The organism is Ureibacillus chungkukjangi (assembly GCF_044795995.1).
Classification (GTDB): Bacteria; Bacillota; Bacilli; order Bacillales_A; family Planococcaceae; genus Ureibacillus; species Ureibacillus chungkukjangi.
Map to the genome: position 1 here is coordinate 1396955 of NZ_CP085009.1, position 21109 is coordinate 1418063.

A 21109-nucleotide genomic window follows, 5' to 3' on the forward strand; every position below is an offset into this window, starting at 1 on the left:
AATTAAAACTGAAATTATCAAAAAAGGCACCCCATTTTTCTGGATGCCTCTCACTAATACTACTGTCTAATCCTCATTCTTCTCCCTTTCATGGCATCGATTGTTTCTCTAAAATCTTCATAGAAAAGAACTAATACGTCTGTTATATTAAATGGAACCATCTCCATTTCATCAGTGAAATAGACTTTATCCATTAAATCTTCAAGATTTTGAAAGAACCGAATCAGATTCTCGGTCGTCTCGTCAGAAGTAGAAGGGAAGAGTAATGGATTGTTAAGCATTCTGACCTTCAGTAAATCGTAAATTTCCCATGTTGTAGGTGTATGAGTGGCAAGGTAAAGAAGTTTGTCTTTTGATACATCTCTTTGCTCAAGCTCTAAAGGGTCTAATGCTTCAATTACTTTAACACGCTCGTCCGTATTTAACAGTAGTTCCTTTCCAACCTTGCAGAAAATATTGACTAAGGTTTCCACATGTAATGTGGCTTCAGCAATAGTCTTATGTCGTAATTCATAATAATCCATGTATAATGACATCTTTTCATAAACAGGCATAAATTCCTCTAAATACCTATTAATCCATGGATTATTTTTAGGATCCTCTTTCATGGCATAATAGGAATACTCCTCAAATAAGTTCCCAACTGGAATCACATTCACAATCCATTCTAATTCTACCGTACTATTTTGCTTAATAAGATTCTGCATTTCTGAATACAGCGCCGTCCGATTAAAATAAAACTCTTCTACCAAATCCATCTCCATCTCAATTCCTCCTCTAGCTTACATGTGGTTTCAATTTGAATTATGTATGTCATGAGTTGAGTTAAGTGAAAAGTTACAATTTTCACAATTAAATTATACAACTATCTATTGGTAGGTACTGTGATTTTTGTCACAGATTAGCACTTAAATTGTGAACTTTTGTTGAATATTCTGTAAATTAATATTTTTATAATAGAATCTTTTTCTGAGTAGTAGTCCCATACTATTCAGTATATCTTTCTCTCAACTCCTTTATTACGTAAGGTTCCGAGGCTTCCTTTACTGCACATTTGGCACAAATAAAAAAACACTGGACGTCAAATGACCGATCCAGTGTTTCTGCTTTTCAACTCCTAATTCTCTCCGACCAATTTTCGCAGCTTGTCCATTGCTCGTTGCCGGCGCTTTTTAATAGAAGCAACGGTTCTGCCTTCGATAACGGCGATTTCTTCGTAGCTTTGGCCGTATAGGTATACGGATTTTATGAGCTTGTATTCCACCTCTGATAAGTGTGCTAGTAATTCTTCCAGCTCTTCGAATTTTTCAGCTGTTTCATCTTCTATCTGGTTATAGTGAAGGATATTTGTTAGATCGTCTTTTTCGTAGGTGATGTTGCGATCGCGGTACTGATTGTCCTTCCTCATTTCTGTGTAGAGGGAAGTGAGCATTGTCCAGTAGGCGAAAGGTGCGAATTCTCCTTTGTCTTCCTTGTAGTTTTGAACAGCCTTCCAAAGGGCGATTCTTGCACATTGGCGGTAATAGTCCTGATCCTTATAAATTTGGGCTTTTTGTAGTACTCTCGTAATCATTGGTTCGTATTGCTCGTAAATTTCCGTAAATGTATCCATTCTCTTATCCTAGTGACTGCGCGCTAGCCGGTTATTCCCTGGGTGAGTCTATCGTAATCTAGAAACTCTTGGGAATCGAATGGACTATTGATGAAATAGCTCGGGGGTTATTTTATCGAAACTCCTAGCTTATTTGCGAAATAGCCTTAAACGATTGCGTAAATAGTAAGTATTTTGAATCAGCTATAAAAATCCCTTCTCCAAAGATGAATTTTGCCGCAAATAATTTGAAAATAATAACATTTTGTGTCAGTTTTTTGAGTATATTGACTTTTATGGTAATATTTTCATACACTCGTTACATAAGTACTAGCCAGTACATTCTTAAAATGTTGATTGGAGGAAGGTTTAGTGATTGTAGAAAAGGAAATCAAGTTTTTGACATCAGGTTATTGCATCGCAGTTACTCCACATCATGATGGGACACATTTATCAATGCTTCATACAAATCGAGGTTCACTTAAATCCCTAAAAACAGAAGATGACGTAATGAATGATTTTTGCTTAAATTACGGTTCAAACCTAGAGGGAAGGCGTGATGGTGCTCGTCAGCTGTTAAATATTAAAAAGCGGCCACCCGTAATCATATCTGAGCGTCTCCAATTGATTGCCATGCAGCTTCCCGCATATGATACGATTGGCATTGTTTATATTTTCGACTTAAATTTCACCATTAACCCACAGCATGACTTTAGCGAGCTCGTTTTCGACAATGGCTTACGAATAAAAGTAAAGGCAAGAGAATGTGCCATCCTGAGACATAAAGCTAAAGCCTATCAACTTCAACAGAAAATTGGTTCCCCCAAGCCTTATCAAATGTATATGACCTTTTCAAAAGAGCCTCATTATACATAAATCTATCTAAATAGATTTACTCGCTACAAAAGGATTTTCAAACAATTGACTAAACCCTGATGTGAAAAATTTGATTTCCAAGCGTCTATCCCCATTAACCTCGTTGATGGGGATTTTAGGTTTTAAAACCGTAATACAAAATTCCTAGCCTCAATCTATATATGTGTTATAAGTCATTTGAGTGTTACTAATCTCACACCCATCAAATCTATCATTAATTTATTATATTAAGAAAGTAATGATTTCTCTAAAACCAAGACGTTATATTAGAAGAATAAGCATTTGTTTGAAATTTCCCAAGCTTCATATCCCCTAATTCATTATTCAAAACTTTATTTTTTTCAAAATGAGTAATTTAACGAATAAAATTGGTATTTCAAATATATATTTATGCTATGAATAATGTCCCATTGAAGGAGTAGATAGATGGAATGAGAGGGATATGGAAGTGGGCTGCGATTGTTGTGTTCGTCGTTTGTGCTGGAAGCTGTGCGGCAGTCTATAAAGTCTATAGTGATGTAAAGGAAACGGTCGAAGTGGTGTACAAGCCCTTTCATGACGAACTTTCTGTAAAACGGGAGAAGATTATTGATGTGGCAGCAAAGGACCCATTTTCAGCTCTTATTTTAGGCGTTGATGAACGAGATGGAGACATGGGGCGATCTGATACGATGATTGTTTTAACCGTCAATCCTACTCTTAACTCTACTAAAATGTTAAGTATTCCACGAGATACTTATACAGAATTAATAGGGTTGGACATGAAGGATAAGCTAAACCATGCCTATGCATATGGGGGATTGAAAACGACAATACAAAGTGTTGAGGAGCTTTTAGATATTCCAATCGATTATGTAGCAAAGGTTAATATGGAGAGCTTTGTTGAAATTATTGATATCGTCGGTGGAATAACAGTGGAAAACTCTTTTGACTTTACCTATGAGGGTGAGTATTTCAAAAAGGGAGAGCTTCAACTAAACGGACAAAAGGCATTGAAATATGTAAGAATGCGTTATGACGATCCAGAGGGTGATTTTGGCAGACAAAATCGACAAAAACAAGTGATACAGGCTGTTTTAAAAAAGAGTCTGTCCTTAAATACAGTTTTTAATTATAAATCTATTTTTGAATCTCTAGAGAAGAATTTAGAGATGAATATGGTTTTTGATGACTTACTTACCATTCAAAAGGATTATCGGAATAGCTTTGGAGAAATCGAACAGCTATACCTGAATAACGGGACAGATTCCATAATGAATGGGATCTACTACTATATGCCTGATGAAAATCAGCTAAAAGAAATACATGAAACGTTAAAAGAGCATTTAGAGCTTTGAAAAATTTAGATAATTCGTATAGGTTTTTGGAGAAATCGACAAAATTTTATTTTTTACTACGAAAGAATATAGTCAACATTTACTACATAGAATGCGTAAGACTTAAAAAGTTGAGGGTATTCAAGGTAGTAGGTACTAAGAAATTTACAATTAGGAGTGTTTGTTAGATGGATAATATTTTAGTTAGCATTAGCTGTGTTACTTATAACCACGAGGATTTTATAGCTGATGCGATTGAAAGTATGCTAATGCAGAAGACCGATTTTAACTATGAAATCTTAATTTATGATGATGCATCTACTGACACTACAGCTGAAATCATTCGAGGCTATGAAAGCCAATATCCACATATTATCAAGCCCATCTATCAAACCGAAAACCAATACTCTAAAAAGAAGATGGTTGACCGTTTTAATATCGACCGGGCAAATGGGAAATACATTGCCATTTGTGAGGGAGATGATTATTGGACAGATCCGAATAAGCTGCAAAAGCAGATTGATTTTATGGAAGACAATGCAGATTGCAGTCTATGCTTTCATGCAGGATATATGGTGTCTGCCGAGGACAAAAAAACCATTGGTCAAAGTCGGCCACATAAAGAAAACAAATATTTTAGCGTTGATGAGTTAATAGAAGGTGGCGGCGGACTTTTTAATACAAATGCCATGGTGTATAGAACAGAATGTGATCAAAACCGACCTGCTTTCTTCAACGTTGTACCAGATATTCATGATTACCATTTAGTTATTAACTTAGGCTTGCAAGGTAAGGTCTATTATATGGATGAGTTTATGTCTGCTTACAGAGTAGGAGTAAGTGGCTCGTGGACAGAAAGAGAGTTTTCTGAACTTGAAAAAAAGAAGGAGTCCTTTCGTAAGCTTGAGGTGATGCTTGGTGAGGTTAATGAATTCACCAATTTCCAATATGCTGAAGCTATCAAAAGAGCCAACCTAAGTAATCAGTTTTTACTATTAATAGAAGAAGGTAAGTTTAAAGAATTAAAGTCTGGCGAGTATCGAAAGCTTTACGATGAATTACCTACGAAAAGAAAGCTGATTTACTTTGTAGATCAATACTCTCCGAAGCTCTCTAAGTTCCTTAGAACGGTTAATAGGAGGCTGGTAGGTTGGACTACCACATAACAAGAGGTAAAATCCTCTCCTCTATTATCTGGAAGGTACTAGAAAGAGGGGGAACCCAAGGCATTCAATTTCTAGTGATGATTCTATTAGCCCGTCTTCTATTACCAGAGGACTTTGGTCTAATTGTCATTGTAACGATTTTTATAACAATCAGTAGTTTAATAGTAGAAAGCGGATTTGGCTCAGCTCTTATCCAAAAGAAGGACGCAGATGAAATCGATTTTTCGTCCATTTTTTATCTGAATCTAGTTGTGGCTAGCTTACTTTACTTCATACTTTACTTCTCGGCTCCTATGATTGCTTCCTTTTTTGACGAACCACAATTAGTCTCGGTCTTAAGAATCCTATCGCTCACCCTATTTTCTGGGGCGATATTATCTATTCAAAATGCTATCATATCTCGAAATATGCAGTTTAAGAATCTATTTGTCAGTAGTTTAATAGCAGTCGTACTTTCAGGGGCTGTGGGAATTGCGATGGCATTGTTGAATTTTGGAATATGGGCACTCGTTGCCCAGCAATTAATCCATCGTTTTATGGTTCCAATGATTCTTTGGTTCACAGTGAACTGGAGGCCGAGATTAATATTTTCGATCACACGTATCAAGCAGCTATACAATTATGGCTGGAAGCTGCTAGTGTCCTCACTCATTTATACCTTTTACTTGAATTTACAAAATCTATTAATCGGGAAATTATTTAACCCAGCACTTTTGGGCTTCTATAACAGAGGGATGCAGTTTCCCAATATCATTGTAGATAATATCAATGGCTCTATCCAAAATGTTATGTTTCCAGCACTCTCAGCCGAACAGGATAACAAAGTAAAGCTAAAGGAGATGGTTCGGCGGCTAATTAGCTTGAGCACCTTTATCGTTTTTCCGATGATGGTAGGACTGGCTGTCATCGCAGAGCCGCTCATCAGGCTGTTATTAACAGAGAAATGGCTTCCAACTGTACCTTTCCTGCAAATCTTCTGTATCTATTACGCCTTATGGACCGTGGATATCTCGAATTTACAGGCCATAAAAGCGGTAGGGCGCAGTGATATCTATCTAAAATTAGAGATTATTAAAATCGTTGTAGGGTTAATAATCTTAGCGATTACGATCCCATTTGGGACTCATGCAATGGCTTTAGGGATGCTCGTAAATGGCATTATTGCGCCAATTGTGGATGGCTATCCAAATAAGAAGCTGCTTAATTATCACCTAATAGAGCAATGGAAGGATGCACTTCCGGCTATTTTACTCTCCGTATTAATGGGTGCTTGTATTTACTGTATTAAGTGGTTGGGCTTATCCGACTTACCAACAATTTTACTCCAGGTACTAGCGGGGATAATATTTTATGTTTGTGCAGCTAGCTTACTTAAACTCGAGTGTTTTACTTATTTACTCTCTCTTTTAAGAAAGCAAAGAGGTAAAAAAGTATCCTTAGAAGGAGCTTCCTAACAATATTAACAAGTGCGTTTCCACTTAATATAAACAAAAAGGAGATTGATAAATGAAAGGAATTATTTTAGCTGGAGGCTCAGGGACCAGACTCTACCCTTTAACTAAATCAATTTCCAAACAGATTTTACCAGTTTATGATAAGCCGATGATTTACTACCCCTTATCTGTATTGATGCTGGCAGGGATTACGGAAATCTTAATCATTTCTACTCCAAGAGATATCGAGGTATTCAAAGAGTTATTAGAGGATGGCAGGCAGCTTGGGCTCGACATTCAATATGCAGTTCAAGAGCGGCCAACAGGACTTGCTGATGCCTTTATCATTGGGGAGGAGTTTATAGGAAATTCTCCAGTGGCATTAGTGCTAGGTGATAATATATTTTATGGCTCTAACTTTAGTGAGCAGCTCATGAAGGCATCCGCTTTAACAGAAGGAGGCTTAATCTTCGGATGCTTTGTAAAGGATCCAAGGGCATATGGTGTAGTGGAAGTTGATGATGATATGAACGCTATTTCTGTTGAAGAAAAGCCTAGAAATCCTAAGTCTCCTTATGCAATTCCAGGCTTATATTTCTTCGATAATCGTGTAGTAGACATTGCGAAAAGCGTGCAGCCCTCTAAAAGAGGAGAAAAAGAGATTACCTCTATTATTGAAGAATATTTAACTAGTGGAGAACTGAAGGTCGAGGTACTTGGGCGTGGGGTTGCTTGGTTAGATACAGGTACCCATGAATCGCTGCTCGAGGCTTCGAATTTTGTTGAAGCAATTCAGAAAAGACAAGGTCTGTACATTGCTTGTATTGAGGAAATAGCTTACAGAAAAGGCTATGTGACAAGAGATGAGCTCCTGAAGTTTGCCAAGCCACTTATGAAAACAGAGTATGGGAAATACTTAGTAGAAGTTTCAAAACAATACCCAGCGACAACTACAAAACGACTACAGGAGGTATTATCCTATGATTCCATTTAATACACCGCCAGTAACAGGAAAAGAGCTCGAATATATTACAGATGCCATAGAGGATAGAAGACTATCAGGAGATGGAAAGTATACAAAGAAATGCCATGAATGGCTAGAAGCTGTTACCGGAACACAAAAGGCTCTTTTAACAACTAGCTGTACCCATGCACTAGAGATGGCAGCTCTGTTACTAGATATCCAGGTTGATGATGAAGTGATCATGCCATCCTTTACCTTTACATCAACTGCAAATGCCTTTGTTCTACGCGGGGCAAAGATTGTGTTTGTTGATATTCGTCCAGATACGATGAATATCGATGAAACTAAAATTGAAGCGGCTATTACAGAGAAAACAAAGGCCATTGTAGCGGTACATTATGCTGGTGTGGGCTGTGAGATGGATACGATTTTGGAAATCGCGAATCGTTATAATTTGTTCGTGGTAGAGGATGCGGCACAAGGATTAATGAGTACTTATAAGGGACGAATGCTTGGGACAATTGGCCATATTGGTGCTTATAGCTTTCATGAAACGAAGAATTTTGTGTCAGGTGAGGGAGGCGCCCTTCTCATTAATGATGAACGCTTTATAAGCCGCGCAGAAATTATACGAGAAAAGGGAACTAATCGAACGCAATTTGTACTAGGTCAGGTAGATAAATACAATTGGCAGGAAATGGGTTCCTCTTATTTGCCCAGTGAGTTAAATGCAGCTTATTTGTATGCTCAGCTAGAAAATAATGAAGAAATCTTAGCCGCGCGCTTACAGATTTGGAATGATTACTATGAAAATCTTAAAATCTTTGAAAGTCAAAATTTATTAGAGCTTCCTATCATTCCAAAAGAATGCGTGGCAAACGGTCATATATTTTATATAAAAGTAAAAAAAGCGTCAGAGCGACAGCAGCTCGTGAGTTACCTGAAGGAAAATGGAATTCAATGTGTAAGCCATTATGTTCCCTTACATTCTTCTCCAGCTGGCAAACGCTATACCATCTTCCACGGGGAGGATGAGCATACAACAGCTGATAGCGAGCGCTTAATAAGATTGCCAATTTACTATGAATTACAAAAGACGAAAACGGTTTATGAAACAATTAATGAGTACTTTTTGACTGTGAAGCAAGCTTAAAATTTAATATTTTTGAAGGAATGAGGGAGACTTTGGTAATTAGTTCTCTACGAAAAGTAAAGGTAAATGATTCTTTTCCTCAAATTGATTGGGCCTCTTATTCTTCACTAGTTTCTGACATCCATCATCATATGGAAGAAGCGAATATTAACTTGACAGGATGGATTAATCATCCTTTAGAACAGCAGGATTGCATCATCAGAGATATACAGGAGCTTGCCTTTGAGATTAAAACAAATGCTGATGTTTTTATCGTAATCGGGATTGGGGGCTCCTATTTAGGAGCAAAGGCCATTCAAGATGCATTGACACCCTATTTTGGCTGTCACCCTAATGGGATTGAGGTCATTTATGTTGGGCAAAGCATGAGTGGTAGCTATATCAACCAGCTTTTAAGTAGCTTAGAAAATCGAGAAGTCTATCTTAATGTGATTTCTAAATCTGGTAATACCATTGAGCCGGCAGTAGCCTTTCGAATTCTTCGCAGCTACCTGGAGGGACGTTACGGAGAAGAAGCACATCGACGCATTATTGTTACAACCGATGGAGAAAAAGGCATCCTAAAGCAATTAGCTGATCAAGAGGGTTATCGACAATTTGCCATTCCATCGAATATTGGGGGACGCTATTCTGTGTTAACGCCTGTGGGACTACTGCCTATTGCTGTAGCAGGTATCGATATTAGCCAGCTTTTAGAGGGAGCCAAAATTGCCGCTTTAAAGCTCAAGGAAGAAAATGTTGAACACAACGACGCCTATCGTTATGCAGTTATTCGTTATGAGCTATACAAAAGAGGCTATCAAATCGAGCTCTTGGCCTCCTTTGAGCCGTCCTTAGCAAATTTCCATAAGTGGTGGCAGCAATTGTTTGCAGAAAGTGAAGGGAAGGAAAAGCGGGGACTTTACCCAGCAGCGGTAAATTACTCCACGGATCTCCATTCAGTTGGTCAATTCATTCAAGAGGGAAATCCAATTCTCTTTGAAACCGTTCTTCATTTTCATGAAACAAAAGAGGATTGTTTTATTCCCTATAATGACACAGATGTAGATCACCTGAACTATTTGTCGAGTAAAAGCTTTAATGAGATCAATGACATATTTAAAAATGCGGTGGTAGCGGCACATTCCGAGGGGAGAGTACCAGTGCTTCTCATGGAATTTAAATCATTAGATGCCTTCCATATGGGCTACTTAATCTATTTCTTCATGAAGGCCTGTGCTATGAGCTCCTATTTGCTAGATGTAAATCCTTTTGACCAACCAGGTGTTGAAGCCTATAAATCTAAAATTCAAAACCTATTACAAGTAGACAATGCTTACCTTTAATGCGCTAGAAAAAACAATAATCTGCAAAAAGAGATGGTGGATTTCAATTGAAAGTAAAATCTTTTGAGGAGAGTTCACAGGGAAGTCCAAAGAATTGCTCTAACGAAGTAATTACAGCTATGGATGGTAAATTGTATTTGATGGGCAAAAGAATGACAGATCTAGTTCTTACAATAGTAGGTTTAATTCTTTTGTCTCCTCTTTTCTTGGTCATTGCCTGTATCATCAAGCTAGCCAACAAAAAAGCTCCAGTGCTATTTAAACAGATTCGAGTCGGGAAAGACGGAAGAGAATTTTATATGTATAAGTTTCGGTCAATGGTTGAGAATGCTGAGGATTTAAAGGCATTCTTAGTCGACCAGAACGAAGCAGTAGGACCAGTATTTAAAATAAAACAAGATCCACGCGTCACAAAGGTGGGGCGATTTATAAGGAAAACTAGTATGGATGAACTGCCCCAACTATTTAATGTATTAAAGGGAGAAATGACTTTAGTCGGACCAAGACCTCCATTACCAGAAGAAGTCGATCAGTATACGAGCTATGAATATCAACGTTTAACTGTTAGACCAGGACTGACCTGCTATTGGCAGGTGAGCGGAAGAAGTAATATCGGATTTAAGGAATGGGTAGAGCTGGACTTAAAATATATTCAAGAACGAAACTATCTCATCGATTTAAAGCTAATTTTCAAAACAGTGCTTGTGCTATTTGGCTCAAAAAATGCTTATTAGTAAATTGACACATTATACGAAAAAAGTTTGGTGATAATCCTGAGGAAATTTCCTAGAAGTGAGCTTCTATTATTCTATTTACTTTGGCCGCTGATTCTTTTACCTAAGGAAGTCCAATTCGTTATAATAGCTGCCGTTTTAGTGTGTTTATTCCGCCAAGAAAAATTGAAATTTGATGTGCTAAGCTACTTTTTAATCTTTTATATCTCGATTTATATCTTTTCGGTAGTCGTGAATCTGGTGACCTATTCCTTTGGATTTGAACGAATTCTTGCGACATTAAATACGATTAGTATATGGATTGTTGCTTTGTTTTACTACTTAGTTTATAAAACTGAGCAAATTGACCTTCAGGCGATTCAAAAAATCTCCTTTTATAATTATATCGGCTTAATCGGTTTGTGGATGGTGAGCCAGGGCATCTATTTTGTTACAGGCATAAGAGAAATAAGTATATCTGATAAGGTTTTGTATTATACAGAATGGTTTAGTGGGACAGAGGTTGTACGCTTTGTTGGGTTGATGGAATATCCTAATTTAATCATTATGTTTTGTTTGTTTTTTTACCCGCTTTTTTGTAAGCATGCTTTAGGGATGGAAAGGTATTGGGCTTCTAGATTTCTCATTGTCTTAGGGCTATTGCCGATTATTAGTACTTATTCACGCAGTGGGTATCTCGTAATTGTCATCGGGTTAGCTGCTCTATTATTATTCTATCTCCATAAATACCTAGATTACAAAAAAATAGTCGTTATTTACACTTTGTCACTAGCGACTGTGATTACCGCATTTTTTTACACCGATCTATCGGAGTCCTTTATGACGAATCTACTTGAATTGTTTAGTGCTAGGGAAGGTAGTAATGATAGTCGAACCTTTTTAATGGTTGAAAGCATACGAATTCCTTTTGAAAATTCCCCTATCATCGGTATGGGTATTAAGGATCGCTCAGCAATTGGTTATCCGTTGGGCTCACATTCAACTTTTATAGGGTTTATGTATAAAACAGGCATCCTTGGTGTACTATTGGGGACAATCGTTTTTATCATTATTACGTTAAAAATCATATCTGCAAAAGAAAATCCGTTTAGTAAAATGCTGACAATATTCATGCTCATTATGCCTATAGTTTTCCTAGTAGAAGATATAGATGGTTCAAACTGGCTCATTGTTTTTTATTTTATTTTTGTAGCCTTACTGATTAAAAGTAACCGTATCTTCTTTGAAAAGGAATGAATGGATGAAGAACTTCATTGAAAAGGAAGTGTTTTTAGGTAGTCAAGATGAGCTCCTGCAGTTGATTGTGGCAAATTCGAACGACAAGAAAAGACAAGCCTACTTTGCCATCAACTCGGACTGTATGCTCAATTACTGGAAGGACGAGGAATATCGTCGGATTATCAATCAAAAAGAGAGTTTAGTCTATGTGGATGGGATGGGGGTAATCTATGCGCAAAAAATTCTTAAAATCCCAGTTGCAAAGGAACGTATTGCCACGACCGATCTATTTCCGGCCCTTTTTAAAAAGCTAAATACTGAGAAAAGCGATTTAAAGGTATTTTTACTTGGTGGAGAGCAAGGAACAGCAGCCAAGGTACAGCAAAATTTCTTAGAGCAATATCCCCATGTAACGATAGCTGGAACACATCACGGATACTTTGACCATTTAGAGAGTTTTAACGTTATTAACCTTATAAACACACTAAATGTTGATATATTATTTGTTGGACTAGGCAATCCAAAGCAAGAGAAATGGGTTCAACAGTATGCTGATTTCTTAGAGGCTACAACCCTCATTACCTGTGGGGGCTTATATGACTATTATTCGTACAATGTAAAAAGAGCCCCAGTGCTTATGCAAAAGACAGGATTTGAATGGTTATTTCGATTAGTCCAGGAACCAAGAAGATTATATAGACGATATATCTTTGGAAATTTTAAATATATTTTAAAGGTTTTACAGCTGAAATTTGCTTAATTGATAGGGAGAGAGTACATGAAATTAGATAATGTTCATATAGTAATATTATCCAGCATAAAATGGGATTTCCTATGGCAAAGGCATCAGATTATAGCACAATATTTCTCACAATTTACCGAAGTAACCTTCATAGAAACGACAGGCTTACGAAATCCAAATGTCTCGAAGGCCTTTGAACGATTGAATAGAGGCTTAACAGCAGAAAAAGAACTGAAAAATACTAGTAAAATTGATAACCTAACAATTCTACCCCCAATCGTCGCACCTCCTACCTACAAGCTATTTCGTATTCTAAACAAAAAACTATTTACACCGAATCTCGTAAAAAAGATAAAAAAATACTCCCAGAAGCCTATCATATTTATTACCTATATTCCAACTAGTACTTCCTTGTTTTTAATGGAGCAGCTAGAACCCATTAAGACGATTTATGATTGTGTGTTAAATTTCGAAAACTTCCCTGGTATTCCAAAGGATATTGTGAAAACTGAGGACCAATTAATCCAAAAATCTGATGTATTAATAGTCGATTCTCGGCATTTGCACAAAAAGCATCAGAGTAAAAAGAATCCCATTATTCAAATACCTGCGGCGGTTAATTTTGAACACTTTCATGAAATCTACGTTGCAGAAATTGAAAGCACGGTCGTGAAAGAGGCTACTTACTTTGGTGGAATTGATCATTACCGGTTTGATTGGGAGATCATTGAAGGGCTCCTTGATAGTGGGCTTACGGTTAAGTTAATCGGTCCAGCACCTGAAGGGATTCCATTGAAGCATTCTAGGCTGATTCATCATGACACCATTCCACATCATGAGCTGCCTGCTGCATTAAGTAGCAGTGACGTCTTAATCTTACCTTATAAAGTGACTGAATTTACGAAGGGCACATTCCCAGCGAAGTTGTTTGAATGCTTTGCAACCGGAAAGCCGATAGTCGCAACGGCATTGCCGGATTTAGTTCATTTTAGCGATGTAATCGAAATTGGTGAGGATACAGAGTCATTTACAAGCAAGGTGCTCTCTGCCATCCGAAACGATTCCGGGGAAAAAAGAAACAAGCGAATTGAGCTTGCAAAGGAAAACTCCTGGGAAGTTCGCTGCAAATCCTATAAAGAAAAATTAGAAGCTGTATTAAAAATTTGAAAAAAGTTGAATTTGGAGGGTGCTATGAGTAAAGGTCAGGTTGCCATTGTAGGTTTCGGATATATTGGTTCAGTAATCGGTGCGGTCCTTGCAGATGAGGGCTACACAGTTTACGGAATTGAAAATAACGAGCGCATAATTAGTGCTGTTCAAAATAGAAAAAGCCCCTTTAGAGAGCCAGAGCTAGAAGAGTTGATAGAAAAGAATGTGGCAAGTGAAAGATTATTTGTGTCAAACGACTCTTCTGTTGTGAAGTATTGTGAGACAGTAATCGTGACAGTGGGTACCCCTTTGAACGAAGCGTATAATGCTGATACATCCCAAATCGAGGCTGCTATTAAATCAATTGCCCCATATCTACAAGAGGATGCACTGGTAATGATTAAAAGTACGGTTCCGCCTAATACAACTAAGGAACTTGTTGCCCCACTGCTACGTGAGGTAAAGGGAGTGAAGATTGCCTTTTGTCCAGAGCGATTAGCTGAAGGAAAGGCAATTCAAGAGTTTAAGACAATCCCGATTGTTGTAGGTGGAGTAGACGAGTCGAGCACAAGTGCAGCAGCTGATTTTTGGCGTAATTCTTTAGGGATTGCGGTAATGGAAGTAACAGATGCGACTACAGCCGAAATGGTCAAGCTTTCTGATAATCTTTGGATTGATTTGAATATTGCCCTAGCCGGGGAGCTGGCAAAAATAGCAGACCAATTACAAATCGATGTGTTAGAGATTATAGGAGCGGCCAATAGTTTACCTAAAGGTAGTAGGGGACAGCACGTAAATATTTTAACACCATCTGTAGGAGTGGGGGGCTATTGCTTAACGAAGGATCCTTGGTTTGTTCAGCATTTAGGCACCGAGTATGGAATTGAGCTTAACTTACCGAAGGCTGGACGAATCGTCAATGATAGCATGCCTCACTATTCTGCTGGGCTAATCGATTCCCATTTGAAGAGCTTAGGAGAGCCAAGTAACTTGAAAATTGCGATTTTAGGCATTGCCTTTAAGAATAATACAGGGGATTGTCGCTTCACCCCGACAAAGCCTGTGATAGATGAACTCCTTCGTTACGGCTACAACCTTGAAATTTGTGATCCATGGACAAGTGAGCATGATGAAGCAATGGTAACTAGTTTGCCAGTAAGTAAAGATATTGAAAAAACAGTGCTCGGTGCTGATTGTGTAGCCTTTTTAGCTGGTCATGATGAATTTCAGGAGCTGCCTTTAGAACGCATTGCCGAGTTAGCCAATGACAATGCCTTAATTTTTGATGGACGTAGGTTCTTTACTAAGGAAGAGATTAAAATTTTGAATCGATTAGGCCTAAGCTATAAAGGCGTAGGGCGATAACTGGGGAGCGATTAAAATATGAAAAATTCAGTCGTAATGGTAACAGGTGGAGCAGGATTTGTCGGAAGTCACTTAGTTGAAACTCTATTAGCAAATAATAACGAAGTGTACGTATTTGATGTGGTGCCAATTGAAAAGGCAAATAACCTTAAGGAAGTACGTAATCATGAAAAATTGCATTACTTTGTTGGAGACTTACGAAAACAAGAGGACATCCAGGCATTTTGGCAGGAGGATGCCACTGCCATCTATCATCTTGCCTCAGTAGTGGGCATTAACCATTATATCGATGATCCCCTGAAGCTGGTTGATATTGTTGTTATTGGCACACGTCATATTCTAGCTGAAGCAGCAAAGTCAAATACGAAAGTTATCTTTACTAGTACAAGCGAAGTGTACGGGAAAAACCCTGAGGTACCATGGGCTGAAGACGGAGACCGTGTTTTAGGACCAACCTATGTAGATCGTTGGAGCTATTCAACAGGGAAAGCTGTTTGTGAGCATATGCTTTACGGTATGTACAAGCAAAGTGGCCTTCCATTTGTCATTGTTCGCTTCTTTAATGTATATGGTCCAAGACAAAGTCCGAACTTTGTTGTTTCTCAAAGCATTAACAAGGTATTGCGCGACGAACAGCCATTACTCTATGACGATGGCAAAATGACAAGATGCTTCACTTATGTAGATGACATCGTAAAAGGGCTAATCCTTGCTGCTGTAACTGAAGAAGCTGTTGGAGAAGCTATTAATCTAGGAAACTCTGTTGAAGTAACAGTAAAAGATGTCATCGAAACTGTTCTATCAACAGCCCAAAGTGATATCGGCTACAAGCAATTTATCACAAGTGAGGAATACGGAAAGCAGTACGAGGACATTATCCGCCGCATCCCTAAAGTGGATAAGGCTGAGGAAATTTTGGGCTGGAAGTCTGAAATTCAGCTAGAGGAAGGGATCTCAAAAACAATTGGATGGGCAAAAGCCAATCCATGGTGGGTTGGGAAGTCTTTGGATGAAGTTGCTGAAGTGAAGTAAGGGAAATTGGTTCAGGGAATTCTAATTTTCTATGCAATACCTGTATTTGATTTGATTTGTTGATTTGTGGTTCGGTTGGGGGTTAGCGGCTCTATGATTCAAGGGAAACTTAAAAAAATTGTCAAGTTAAATTTTTATAAGAGCGCTCGATTGAAGGCGAGGGTTTATAGAAAGGTACAGATTGGCCTCGCTAAAAATTCATCAATCCATATTAATGGAAAACTAAATTTAGGTTTTACCGATGACTGCGGTTTATTTGACTCGAGCCTAAGCTTAAGAGAAGGGGCAGAGCTTGTTGTAAATGGACATTTCAGTTTGTTTACTGGGTTTTTCATGCTGCTTGGAGAAAACGCTAGGCTTGAGATCGGTTCTGGTTATATCAGCTATCGGTCAAATATTTCATGCTTTGAGCGCATCCAAATTGGGTACGATGTGAAAATTTCAGAGGGTGTTACAATCCGTGATTCTGATGATCATCAGATTCTTTATGAAGGCTATCAAATGACTGCACCAATTGTCATTGAAGACCATGTGTGGATTGGGCTAAACGCAACGATTTTAAAAGGTGTGACTATAGGAAAAGGAGCTATTGTTGCAGCAGGTGCAGTTGTAACAAAGGATGTTCCGGCGCATTCGATTGTTGGTGGCGTACCAGCAAAAGTTATAAAGTCAAATGTGCAATGGGAATAAATTTAAGGGAGCTACTTACATGATTTTAGTAGCAGGTGGAGCGGGTTATATCGGAAGCCATCTTGTAAAAGAGTTAGTAGAAAAAGAGGAAGTCTTGGTTTTAGATAATCTTTCAACGGGGCATCTAGAATCAGTGGATGAAAGGGCTACATTTATACAAGCGGATATTGGAGACTTTAATCATTTAGATACAATCTTCTCAGAATATCCCATTCGGGCGGTCATGCACTTTGCTGCATCAAGCTTGGTGGGAGAGTCTGTGATAGACCCGAAAAAATATTATGCAAACAATGTAGGTGCAACACTTAATCTATTGAATGTCATGGTAAAGCACAGAGTAGGGAGAATGATCTTTTCATCGACTGCAGCAACATATGGGACGCCAAATATAGAATATATCGATGAATCAGTACCTCTAAATCCCATTAATCCTTATGGGAAATCGAAACGAATGATTGAAGAGATTCTTGAAGATTATGCAAAAGCCTATGATTTCAGGTTTGTGAGTTTAAGATATTTTAATGCTGCTGGTGCTCATGAATCGTCTGTAATTGGTGAAAGTCATGAGCCTGAAACTCACTTGATTCCAATAGTTTTGGAGCAACTAGCAGGTTTTCGTGAGAAGGTATCGATTTTTGGTACAAATTACGACACACCGGACGGCACATGCATTCGTGATTATATCCATGTAACAGATCTAGCAAATGCCCATATTTTAGCATTGGACAATTTACTCAGTAGTGATAGCAAGTCCGCAATTTTCAACTTGGGGAATGGACAGGGCTATTCTGTGAGAGAAATAATTGAAACCTGCGAAAAAGTGACCGGCTTACAATGTATTGTTGAAAACTGTGAAAAGCGTCCTGGTGACCCAGCTCGTTTAGTTGCATCTGCTCGTAAAATAGAGCAGGTATTTGGATGGAAGGCTGAGCATAATTTAGAGGAAATTATTGAAAGTGCTTGGAATTGGCATCGTGAAAAGAGATTCTAACGAAGTAAATTGTTTCGGATAGTAGATAGCTTTTGGAAGACTATTGAATACTAGAATTCGAATCCTAGACAAAAATGAGAATTTATTTGCATTCATTTTTAGTATCTACTCGGGGAGGATATATAAAATGAAAGAAAAAAATGGTGTGCAGGAAATAATGAAGGTACTAAAAAAAAGGGCATTCTTTATTTTTAGTATAGTAGTTGTAATTACAGGAATAACAGCAGGGATAAATTATTATCTCCTCCCTGATATCTATGAAGCCCATACACAGATTTTAGTAAACCAAAAAAGTACTGGTCAAGAAAGCGATACATGGTCTCGAAACGAATCAGACCTTCAACTAATCGATACGTATAATGTCATTATAAAAAGCCCTGCTATTCTAGATAGAGTTGTCGATGGATTGGATATGAAGATGAACTCTGAGGAATTAGCTAACAAAATAACAGTATCCCACCAAGAAAACTCGAAGGTCGTCAACATTATTGTAGAGGATCCCGACTCGAAGCAGGTAGTAAAGATTGCAAACAATGTAGCAACCGTTTTTAAAGAAGAAATTACTTCACTAATGGATGTGGATAATATTAATATCCTGTCCCCAGCCATTGAAAGAGAAAATCCAAAACCAATTAAACCTCGTAAAATACTAAATGTCGCAATTGCAGCGGTGGTTAGCCTTTTAAGTGCAATCGGCCTATCATTTTTGATCGAGATATTTGACACTACCATTAAAAATGAAAACGACATTGAAACAATAAGCAATATTCCAATTATAGGCTTCATCAGTCCGTTTGAGATTGAGAAAAAAGCTAGTCACATCGCTAGGGGGAGGTAAATCGAATGTTTGGGAAGAAGAAAAAGAAATTAAGGAATGCCAAAATGGCTCGGAAACTTGTTACAATCACCGATGGAAATTCAATTTTGTCTGAGCAGTTCCGAACAATTCGAGCAAACATCAATTTTATAATTCCTGAAAAAAAATTGAAGACCATTTTAGTAACATCCTCAAAGCCGAGCGAGGGGAAATCGACAAATGCTGCCAATCTGGCGGTAGTTTTTGCGCAAGAAGGAAAAAGAGTACTCTTAATAGACGCTGATTTACGTAAACCAACTTTACAATTCACATTTAATGTAAGAAACCATATCGGGCTATCCCATGTTCTAATCGGGAAAAACTTTTATTTCAATGCGATTCAAGAAACGCCAGTTACAGGGCTAGAGGTGCTACCTAGTGGAGCCATTCCACCAAATCCGACCGAATTACTATCCTCCAAAAATATGGACAATTTAATAGAGGAAATGAAAGAAAAATATGATCTAATAATTTTCGACGGTCCACCAATTATCTCAATCGCCGACTCACAAATTCTAGCAAACAAATGCGACGGCACCCTACTAATCGTCAATTCAGGTGTCTCCAAGAAAGAGGACTTCCTCAAATCAGAAGAAATCCTCCAAACCTCAAAAGCCAAAATCCTAGGCACCATCTTAAACAATTACAAAATGCCCAAGGATTATTATAAGAATTACTATACTTATTCAAATTGAGCGAGGGAATGAACGGTGTCACTGTTATGCGTAAGATTGATTAACTTTTTTACTTAATGGAGAGCATGAGTAAAAAAGGGTTTGAGGTTCATGAAAGAAGACGGGAACTTTTTCAAAGGGGTCTTTATAGCATTTTTGCTGTCGATTCCTTTATGGATAGCTATGTTTAGCATGTTTCAGTCGATTAGTCGAGCATTGAAACCATAATCACTAGGCGAGAGTGCACTAGTGATTTTTTTATTTTTCCAGTTATTTTGCGCAAATTGTGATTGGAGTGTTAAAATGAATAGACTGATTTAGTGAGAAAGAGTGATTTATAAAATGAAAGTAATTTTTATTGGTGATATCGTAGGATCGATTGGCCGTGAAGCCGTTGAAAAATATTTGCCACGTTTAAAAAGAAAATATGCTGCCGATGTCGTGATCGCAAATGGTGAAAACGCAGCAGCTGGTCGCGGAATTACACAAAAGATTTACCAGCAATTGCTACAGGTTGGTGTGGATGTCATCACAATGGGAAACCACACTTGGGATAATAAAGACATCTTCGACTTTATCGACGATGCGGATTATTTAATTCGCCCTGCCAACTTCTCCGAGGAGGCGCCTGGTAAAGGGATGGTCCAAATCTCGAAGAATGGTGTGACATTATCGGTTATCAACTTACACGGCCGTGTCTTCTTACCACCACACGAGGACCCATTTGCAATGGCCGACAAGCTAGTTGAGGAAGCGCGCAAAACATCTCCATTAGTATTTGTCGATTTCCATGCTGAAGTAACAAGTGAGAAAATCGCATTAGGCTGGCATCTAGACGGCCGCGTTTCAGCAGTAGTGGGCACGCACACACATGTCCAAACTGCCGACAGCCGCATCTACCCAGGAGGCACAGCCTATATTACTGACGTAGGCATGACAGGCCCATACGATGAAATCCTAGGAATGCAAAAAGAAAGCGTCATCTACAAATTCCAAACCAACATGCCGGCCCGCTTCGAAGTGCCAAAAGAAGGCCGCGAAGTCTTGAGCGGCTTCTTCGTTGAGATTGATGATAAGACAGGAAAAGCTCTACGTTGCGAGCGTATCTATATCAATGCTGATTATCCTTTTAAAGGGTAGTAAGAAAAGCCCACCAACTTTGGTGGGCTTTTCTAGTTGCTGGAGGAGCATTGCACGTTTTATTTGGCGGATATATTTTCGGAGTATTACTTTCGAATAAAAATAGAAAAAAGATAGAAAGTGTTAATAAATTTATGATAAATTTATTAATTATAAACTACAAAGGCAAGTGGAATTTTGAACTGGCTAGATTATTGAAGAAAGTGGCTGAATTTCGACAAAAAGTGGCTAGAATAATTCGAAAAGTGGCAAGATTATAGCTCGAAGTGGCAAGATTCAGTAGATGCGTACGCTTTGCAATTGAAGAAAGTAACATATCTTTAAATCTGTGCCTTAACAATTCACTTGAGTAACTAAAGCTTGCAACCGAGTTAAGAAAAAGCAAGAGTGTTTAATAAATTTGTGCCAAATTTATTGGGAATTTATTATGATGATTCACTTCATAATGAACTTGCAGGTTTCTCAGAAGCGAGCACTTTTCAAATAAAGAAAGTAACATATCCTTAAGTCTTTGCCCTTAACAATTCACTTGAGTAACTAAATCTTGCAACCTAGTTAAGAAAAAGCAAGAGTGCTTGATAAATTTGTGCCAAATTATTGAGAATTTATTATGATGCTTCACTTCATAATGAACTTGCAGGTTTCTCAAAAGTGTGCGCTTTTTAACATAATGAAAGCGTTAATCTTTATCTTC

General features: G+C 38.0%; 21 protein-coding genes. 19 read left to right on the top strand and 2 right to left on the bottom strand.

Features of this window, described 5'->3' with window-relative positions; translation table 11 throughout:
- Positions 1 to 59 precede the first annotated feature (59 nt).
- Together LG296_RS06800 and LG296_RS06805 are read right to left on the bottom strand one after the other, a co-directional pair.
- A complete protein-coding gene (locus LG296_RS06800) occupies positions 60 to 764 on the bottom strand; it encodes a hypothetical protein (protein ID WP_404427732.1) in 705 nt (234 codons plus the stop codon).
- Between the two features lie 353 nt (positions 765 to 1117).
- Positions 1118 to 1612, bottom strand: coding sequence for a sigma-70 family RNA polymerase sigma factor (locus LG296_RS06805; RefSeq protein WP_404427733.1), 495 nt, complete (start codon positions 1610 to 1612; stop codon positions 1118 to 1120).
- Positions 1613 to 1963: 351 nt separating this feature from the next.
- Here LG296_RS06805 and LG296_RS06810 point away from each other — a divergent pair, with 351 nt between their 5' ends.
- The 19 genes from LG296_RS06810 (at position 1964) to LG296_RS06900 (ending at position 20675) form a co-directional block, all read left to right on the top strand.
- The gene (locus LG296_RS06810) at positions 1964 to 2467 is read left to right on the top strand and encodes a competence protein ComK (protein ID WP_404427734.1); all 504 of its coding nucleotides are present in this window, start codon (positions 1964 to 1966) and stop codon (positions 2465 to 2467) included.
- Positions 2468 to 2898: 431 nt separating this feature from the next.
- Entirely contained in the window at positions 2899 to 3804 is a 906-nt protein-coding gene (locus LG296_RS06815; protein ID WP_404427735.1) for an LCP family protein, read from the top strand.
- A 167-nt stretch (positions 3805 to 3971) separates the two neighbouring features.
- The gene (locus tag LG296_RS06820) at positions 3972 to 4949 is read left to right on the top strand and encodes a glycosyltransferase family 2 protein (RefSeq protein WP_404427736.1); all 978 of its coding nucleotides are present in this window, start codon (positions 3972 to 3974) and stop codon (positions 4947 to 4949) included.
- Positions 4934 to 6403 (top strand): lipopolysaccharide biosynthesis protein, encoded by a 1470-nt coding sequence (locus tag LG296_RS06825; RefSeq protein WP_404427737.1) that lies wholly within the window; start codon positions 4934 to 4936, stop codon positions 6401 to 6403. Before LG296_RS06820 ends, LG296_RS06825 begins: the two co-directional genes overlap by 16 nt.
- 52 nt (positions 6404 to 6455) lie before the next feature.
- A complete protein-coding gene (rfbA, locus tag LG296_RS06830; protein WP_404427738.1) occupies positions 6456 to 7376 on the top strand; it encodes a glucose-1-phosphate thymidylyltransferase RfbA in 921 nt (306 codons plus the stop codon).
- Positions 7363 to 8499 (top strand): dTDP-4-amino-4,6-dideoxygalactose transaminase, encoded by a 1137-nt coding sequence (rffA, locus tag LG296_RS06835; RefSeq protein WP_404427739.1) that lies wholly within the window; start codon positions 7363 to 7365, stop codon positions 8497 to 8499. Before rfbA ends, rffA begins: the two co-directional genes overlap by 14 nt.
- A 32-nt stretch (positions 8500 to 8531) precedes the next feature.
- Positions 8532 to 9824: a glucose-6-phosphate isomerase gene (locus LG296_RS06840; RefSeq protein WP_404427740.1), complete on the top strand. Its 1293-nt coding sequence runs from the start codon at positions 8532 to 8534 to the stop codon at positions 9822 to 9824.
- Between the two features lie 119 nt (positions 9825 to 9943).
- Positions 9944 to 10558: a sugar transferase gene (locus LG296_RS06845; RefSeq protein ID WP_404427970.1), complete on the top strand. Its 615-nt coding sequence runs from the start codon at positions 9944 to 9946 to the stop codon at positions 10556 to 10558.
- 165 nt (positions 10559 to 10723) lie between these two features.
- Positions 10724 to 11794, top strand: a complete 1071-nt coding sequence (locus LG296_RS06850) for an O-antigen ligase family protein (RefSeq protein ID WP_404427741.1) — start codon at positions 10724 to 10726, stop codon at positions 11792 to 11794.
- Between the two features lie 4 nt (positions 11795 to 11798).
- Positions 11799 to 12536: a WecB/TagA/CpsF family glycosyltransferase gene (locus LG296_RS06855; RefSeq protein WP_404427742.1), complete on the top strand. Its 738-nt coding sequence runs from the start codon at positions 11799 to 11801 to the stop codon at positions 12534 to 12536.
- An 18-nt stretch (positions 12537 to 12554) separates the two neighbouring features.
- Positions 12555 to 13685 (top strand): glycosyltransferase, encoded by a 1131-nt coding sequence (locus LG296_RS06860; RefSeq protein WP_404427743.1) that lies wholly within the window; start codon positions 12555 to 12557, stop codon positions 13683 to 13685.
- A 24-nt stretch (positions 13686 to 13709) separates the two neighbouring features.
- On the top strand, positions 13710 to 15032 hold the full coding sequence (locus LG296_RS06865; protein ID WP_404427744.1) for a nucleotide sugar dehydrogenase: 1323 nt from the start codon (positions 13710 to 13712) through the stop codon (positions 15030 to 15032).
- Positions 15033 to 15050: 18 nt separating this feature from the next.
- Entirely contained in the window at positions 15051 to 16064 is a 1014-nt protein-coding gene (locus LG296_RS06870) for an NAD-dependent epimerase/dehydratase family protein (RefSeq protein WP_404427745.1), read from the top strand.
- 93 nt (positions 16065 to 16157) lie between these two features.
- Positions 16158 to 16754 carry an acyltransferase gene (locus LG296_RS06875; RefSeq protein WP_404427746.1) on the top strand — a complete coding sequence of 199 codons (597 nt, stop codon included), beginning with the start codon at positions 16158 to 16160 and terminating at the stop codon, positions 16752 to 16754.
- 19 nt (positions 16755 to 16773) lie between these two features.
- A complete protein-coding gene (galE, locus tag LG296_RS06880) occupies positions 16774 to 17745 on the top strand; it encodes a UDP-glucose 4-epimerase GalE (RefSeq protein WP_404427747.1) in 972 nt (323 codons plus the stop codon).
- Positions 17746 to 17872: 127 nt separating this feature from the next.
- A complete protein-coding gene (locus LG296_RS06885; RefSeq protein ID WP_404427748.1) occupies positions 17873 to 18583 on the top strand; it encodes a YveK family protein in 711 nt (236 codons plus the stop codon).
- 5 nt (positions 18584 to 18588) lie between these two features.
- Positions 18589 to 19296 carry a CpsD/CapB family tyrosine-protein kinase gene (locus LG296_RS06890; protein WP_404427749.1) on the top strand — a complete coding sequence of 236 codons (708 nt, stop codon included), beginning with the start codon at positions 18589 to 18591 and terminating at the stop codon, positions 19294 to 19296.
- Between the two features lie 321 nt (positions 19297 to 19617).
- Positions 19618 to 20415 carry a TIGR00282 family metallophosphoesterase gene (locus LG296_RS06895; protein ID WP_251397487.1) on the top strand — a complete coding sequence of 266 codons (798 nt, stop codon included), beginning with the start codon at positions 19618 to 19620 and terminating at the stop codon, positions 20413 to 20415.
- A 50-nt stretch (positions 20416 to 20465) separates the two neighbouring features.
- Positions 20466 to 20675 carry a hypothetical protein gene (locus LG296_RS06900; RefSeq protein WP_404427750.1) on the top strand — a complete coding sequence of 70 codons (210 nt, stop codon included), beginning with the start codon at positions 20466 to 20468 and terminating at the stop codon, positions 20673 to 20675.
- Positions 20676 to 21109: the final 434 nt, after the last annotated feature.

Excerpts from the sequence above, each read along its gene's own strand:
- LG296_RS06870 (WP_404427745.1), top strand. The coding sequence starts at position 15,051 with ATGAAAAATTCAGTCGTAATGGTAACAGGTGGAGCAGGATTTGTCGGA.
- rfbA (WP_404427738.1), top strand. The coding sequence starts at position 6,456 with ATGAAAGGAATTATTTTAGCTGGAGGCTCAGGGACCAGACTCTACCCT.
- LG296_RS06895 (WP_251397487.1), top strand. The coding sequence starts at position 19,618 with ATGAAAGTAATTTTTATTGGTGATATCGTAGGATCGATTGGCCGTGAA.
- LG296_RS06855 (WP_404427742.1), top strand. The coding sequence starts at position 11,799 with ATGAAGAACTTCATTGAAAAGGAAGTGTTTTTAGGTAGTCAAGATGAG.
- galE (WP_404427747.1), top strand. The coding sequence starts at position 16,774 with ATGATTTTAGTAGCAGGTGGAGCGGGTTATATCGGAAGCCATCTTGTA.
- LG296_RS06890 (WP_404427749.1), top strand. The coding sequence starts at position 18,589 with ATGTTTGGGAAGAAGAAAAAGAAATTAAGGAATGCCAAAATGGCTCGG.
- rffA (WP_404427739.1), top strand. The coding sequence starts at position 7,363 with ATGATTCCATTTAATACACCGCCAGTAACAGGAAAAGAGCTCGAATAT.
- LG296_RS06860 (WP_404427743.1), top strand. The coding sequence starts at position 12,555 with ATGAAATTAGATAATGTTCATATAGTAATATTATCCAGCATAAAATGG.
- LG296_RS06815 (WP_404427735.1), top strand. The coding sequence starts at position 2,899 with ATGAGAGGGATATGGAAGTGGGCTGCGATTGTTGTGTTCGTCGTTTGT.
- LG296_RS06845 (WP_404427970.1), top strand. The coding sequence starts at position 9,944 with ATGGATGGTAAATTGTATTTGATGGGCAAAAGAATGACAGATCTAGTT.
- LG296_RS06885 (WP_404427748.1), top strand. The coding sequence starts at position 17,873 with ATGAAAGAAAAAAATGGTGTGCAGGAAATAATGAAGGTACTAAAAAAA.
- LG296_RS06865 (WP_404427744.1), top strand. The coding sequence starts at position 13,710 with ATGAGTAAAGGTCAGGTTGCCATTGTAGGTTTCGGATATATTGGTTCA.
- LG296_RS06800 (WP_404427732.1), bottom strand. The coding sequence starts at position 764 with ATGGAGATGGATTTGGTAGAAGAGTTTTATTTTAATCGGACGGCGCTG.
- LG296_RS06875 (WP_404427746.1), top strand. The coding sequence starts at position 16,158 with ATGATTCAAGGGAAACTTAAAAAAATTGTCAAGTTAAATTTTTATAAG.
- LG296_RS06820 (WP_404427736.1), top strand. The coding sequence starts at position 3,972 with ATGGATAATATTTTAGTTAGCATTAGCTGTGTTACTTATAACCACGAG.
- LG296_RS06805 (WP_404427733.1), bottom strand. The coding sequence starts at position 1,612 with ATGGATACATTTACGGAAATTTACGAGCAATACGAACCAATGATTACG.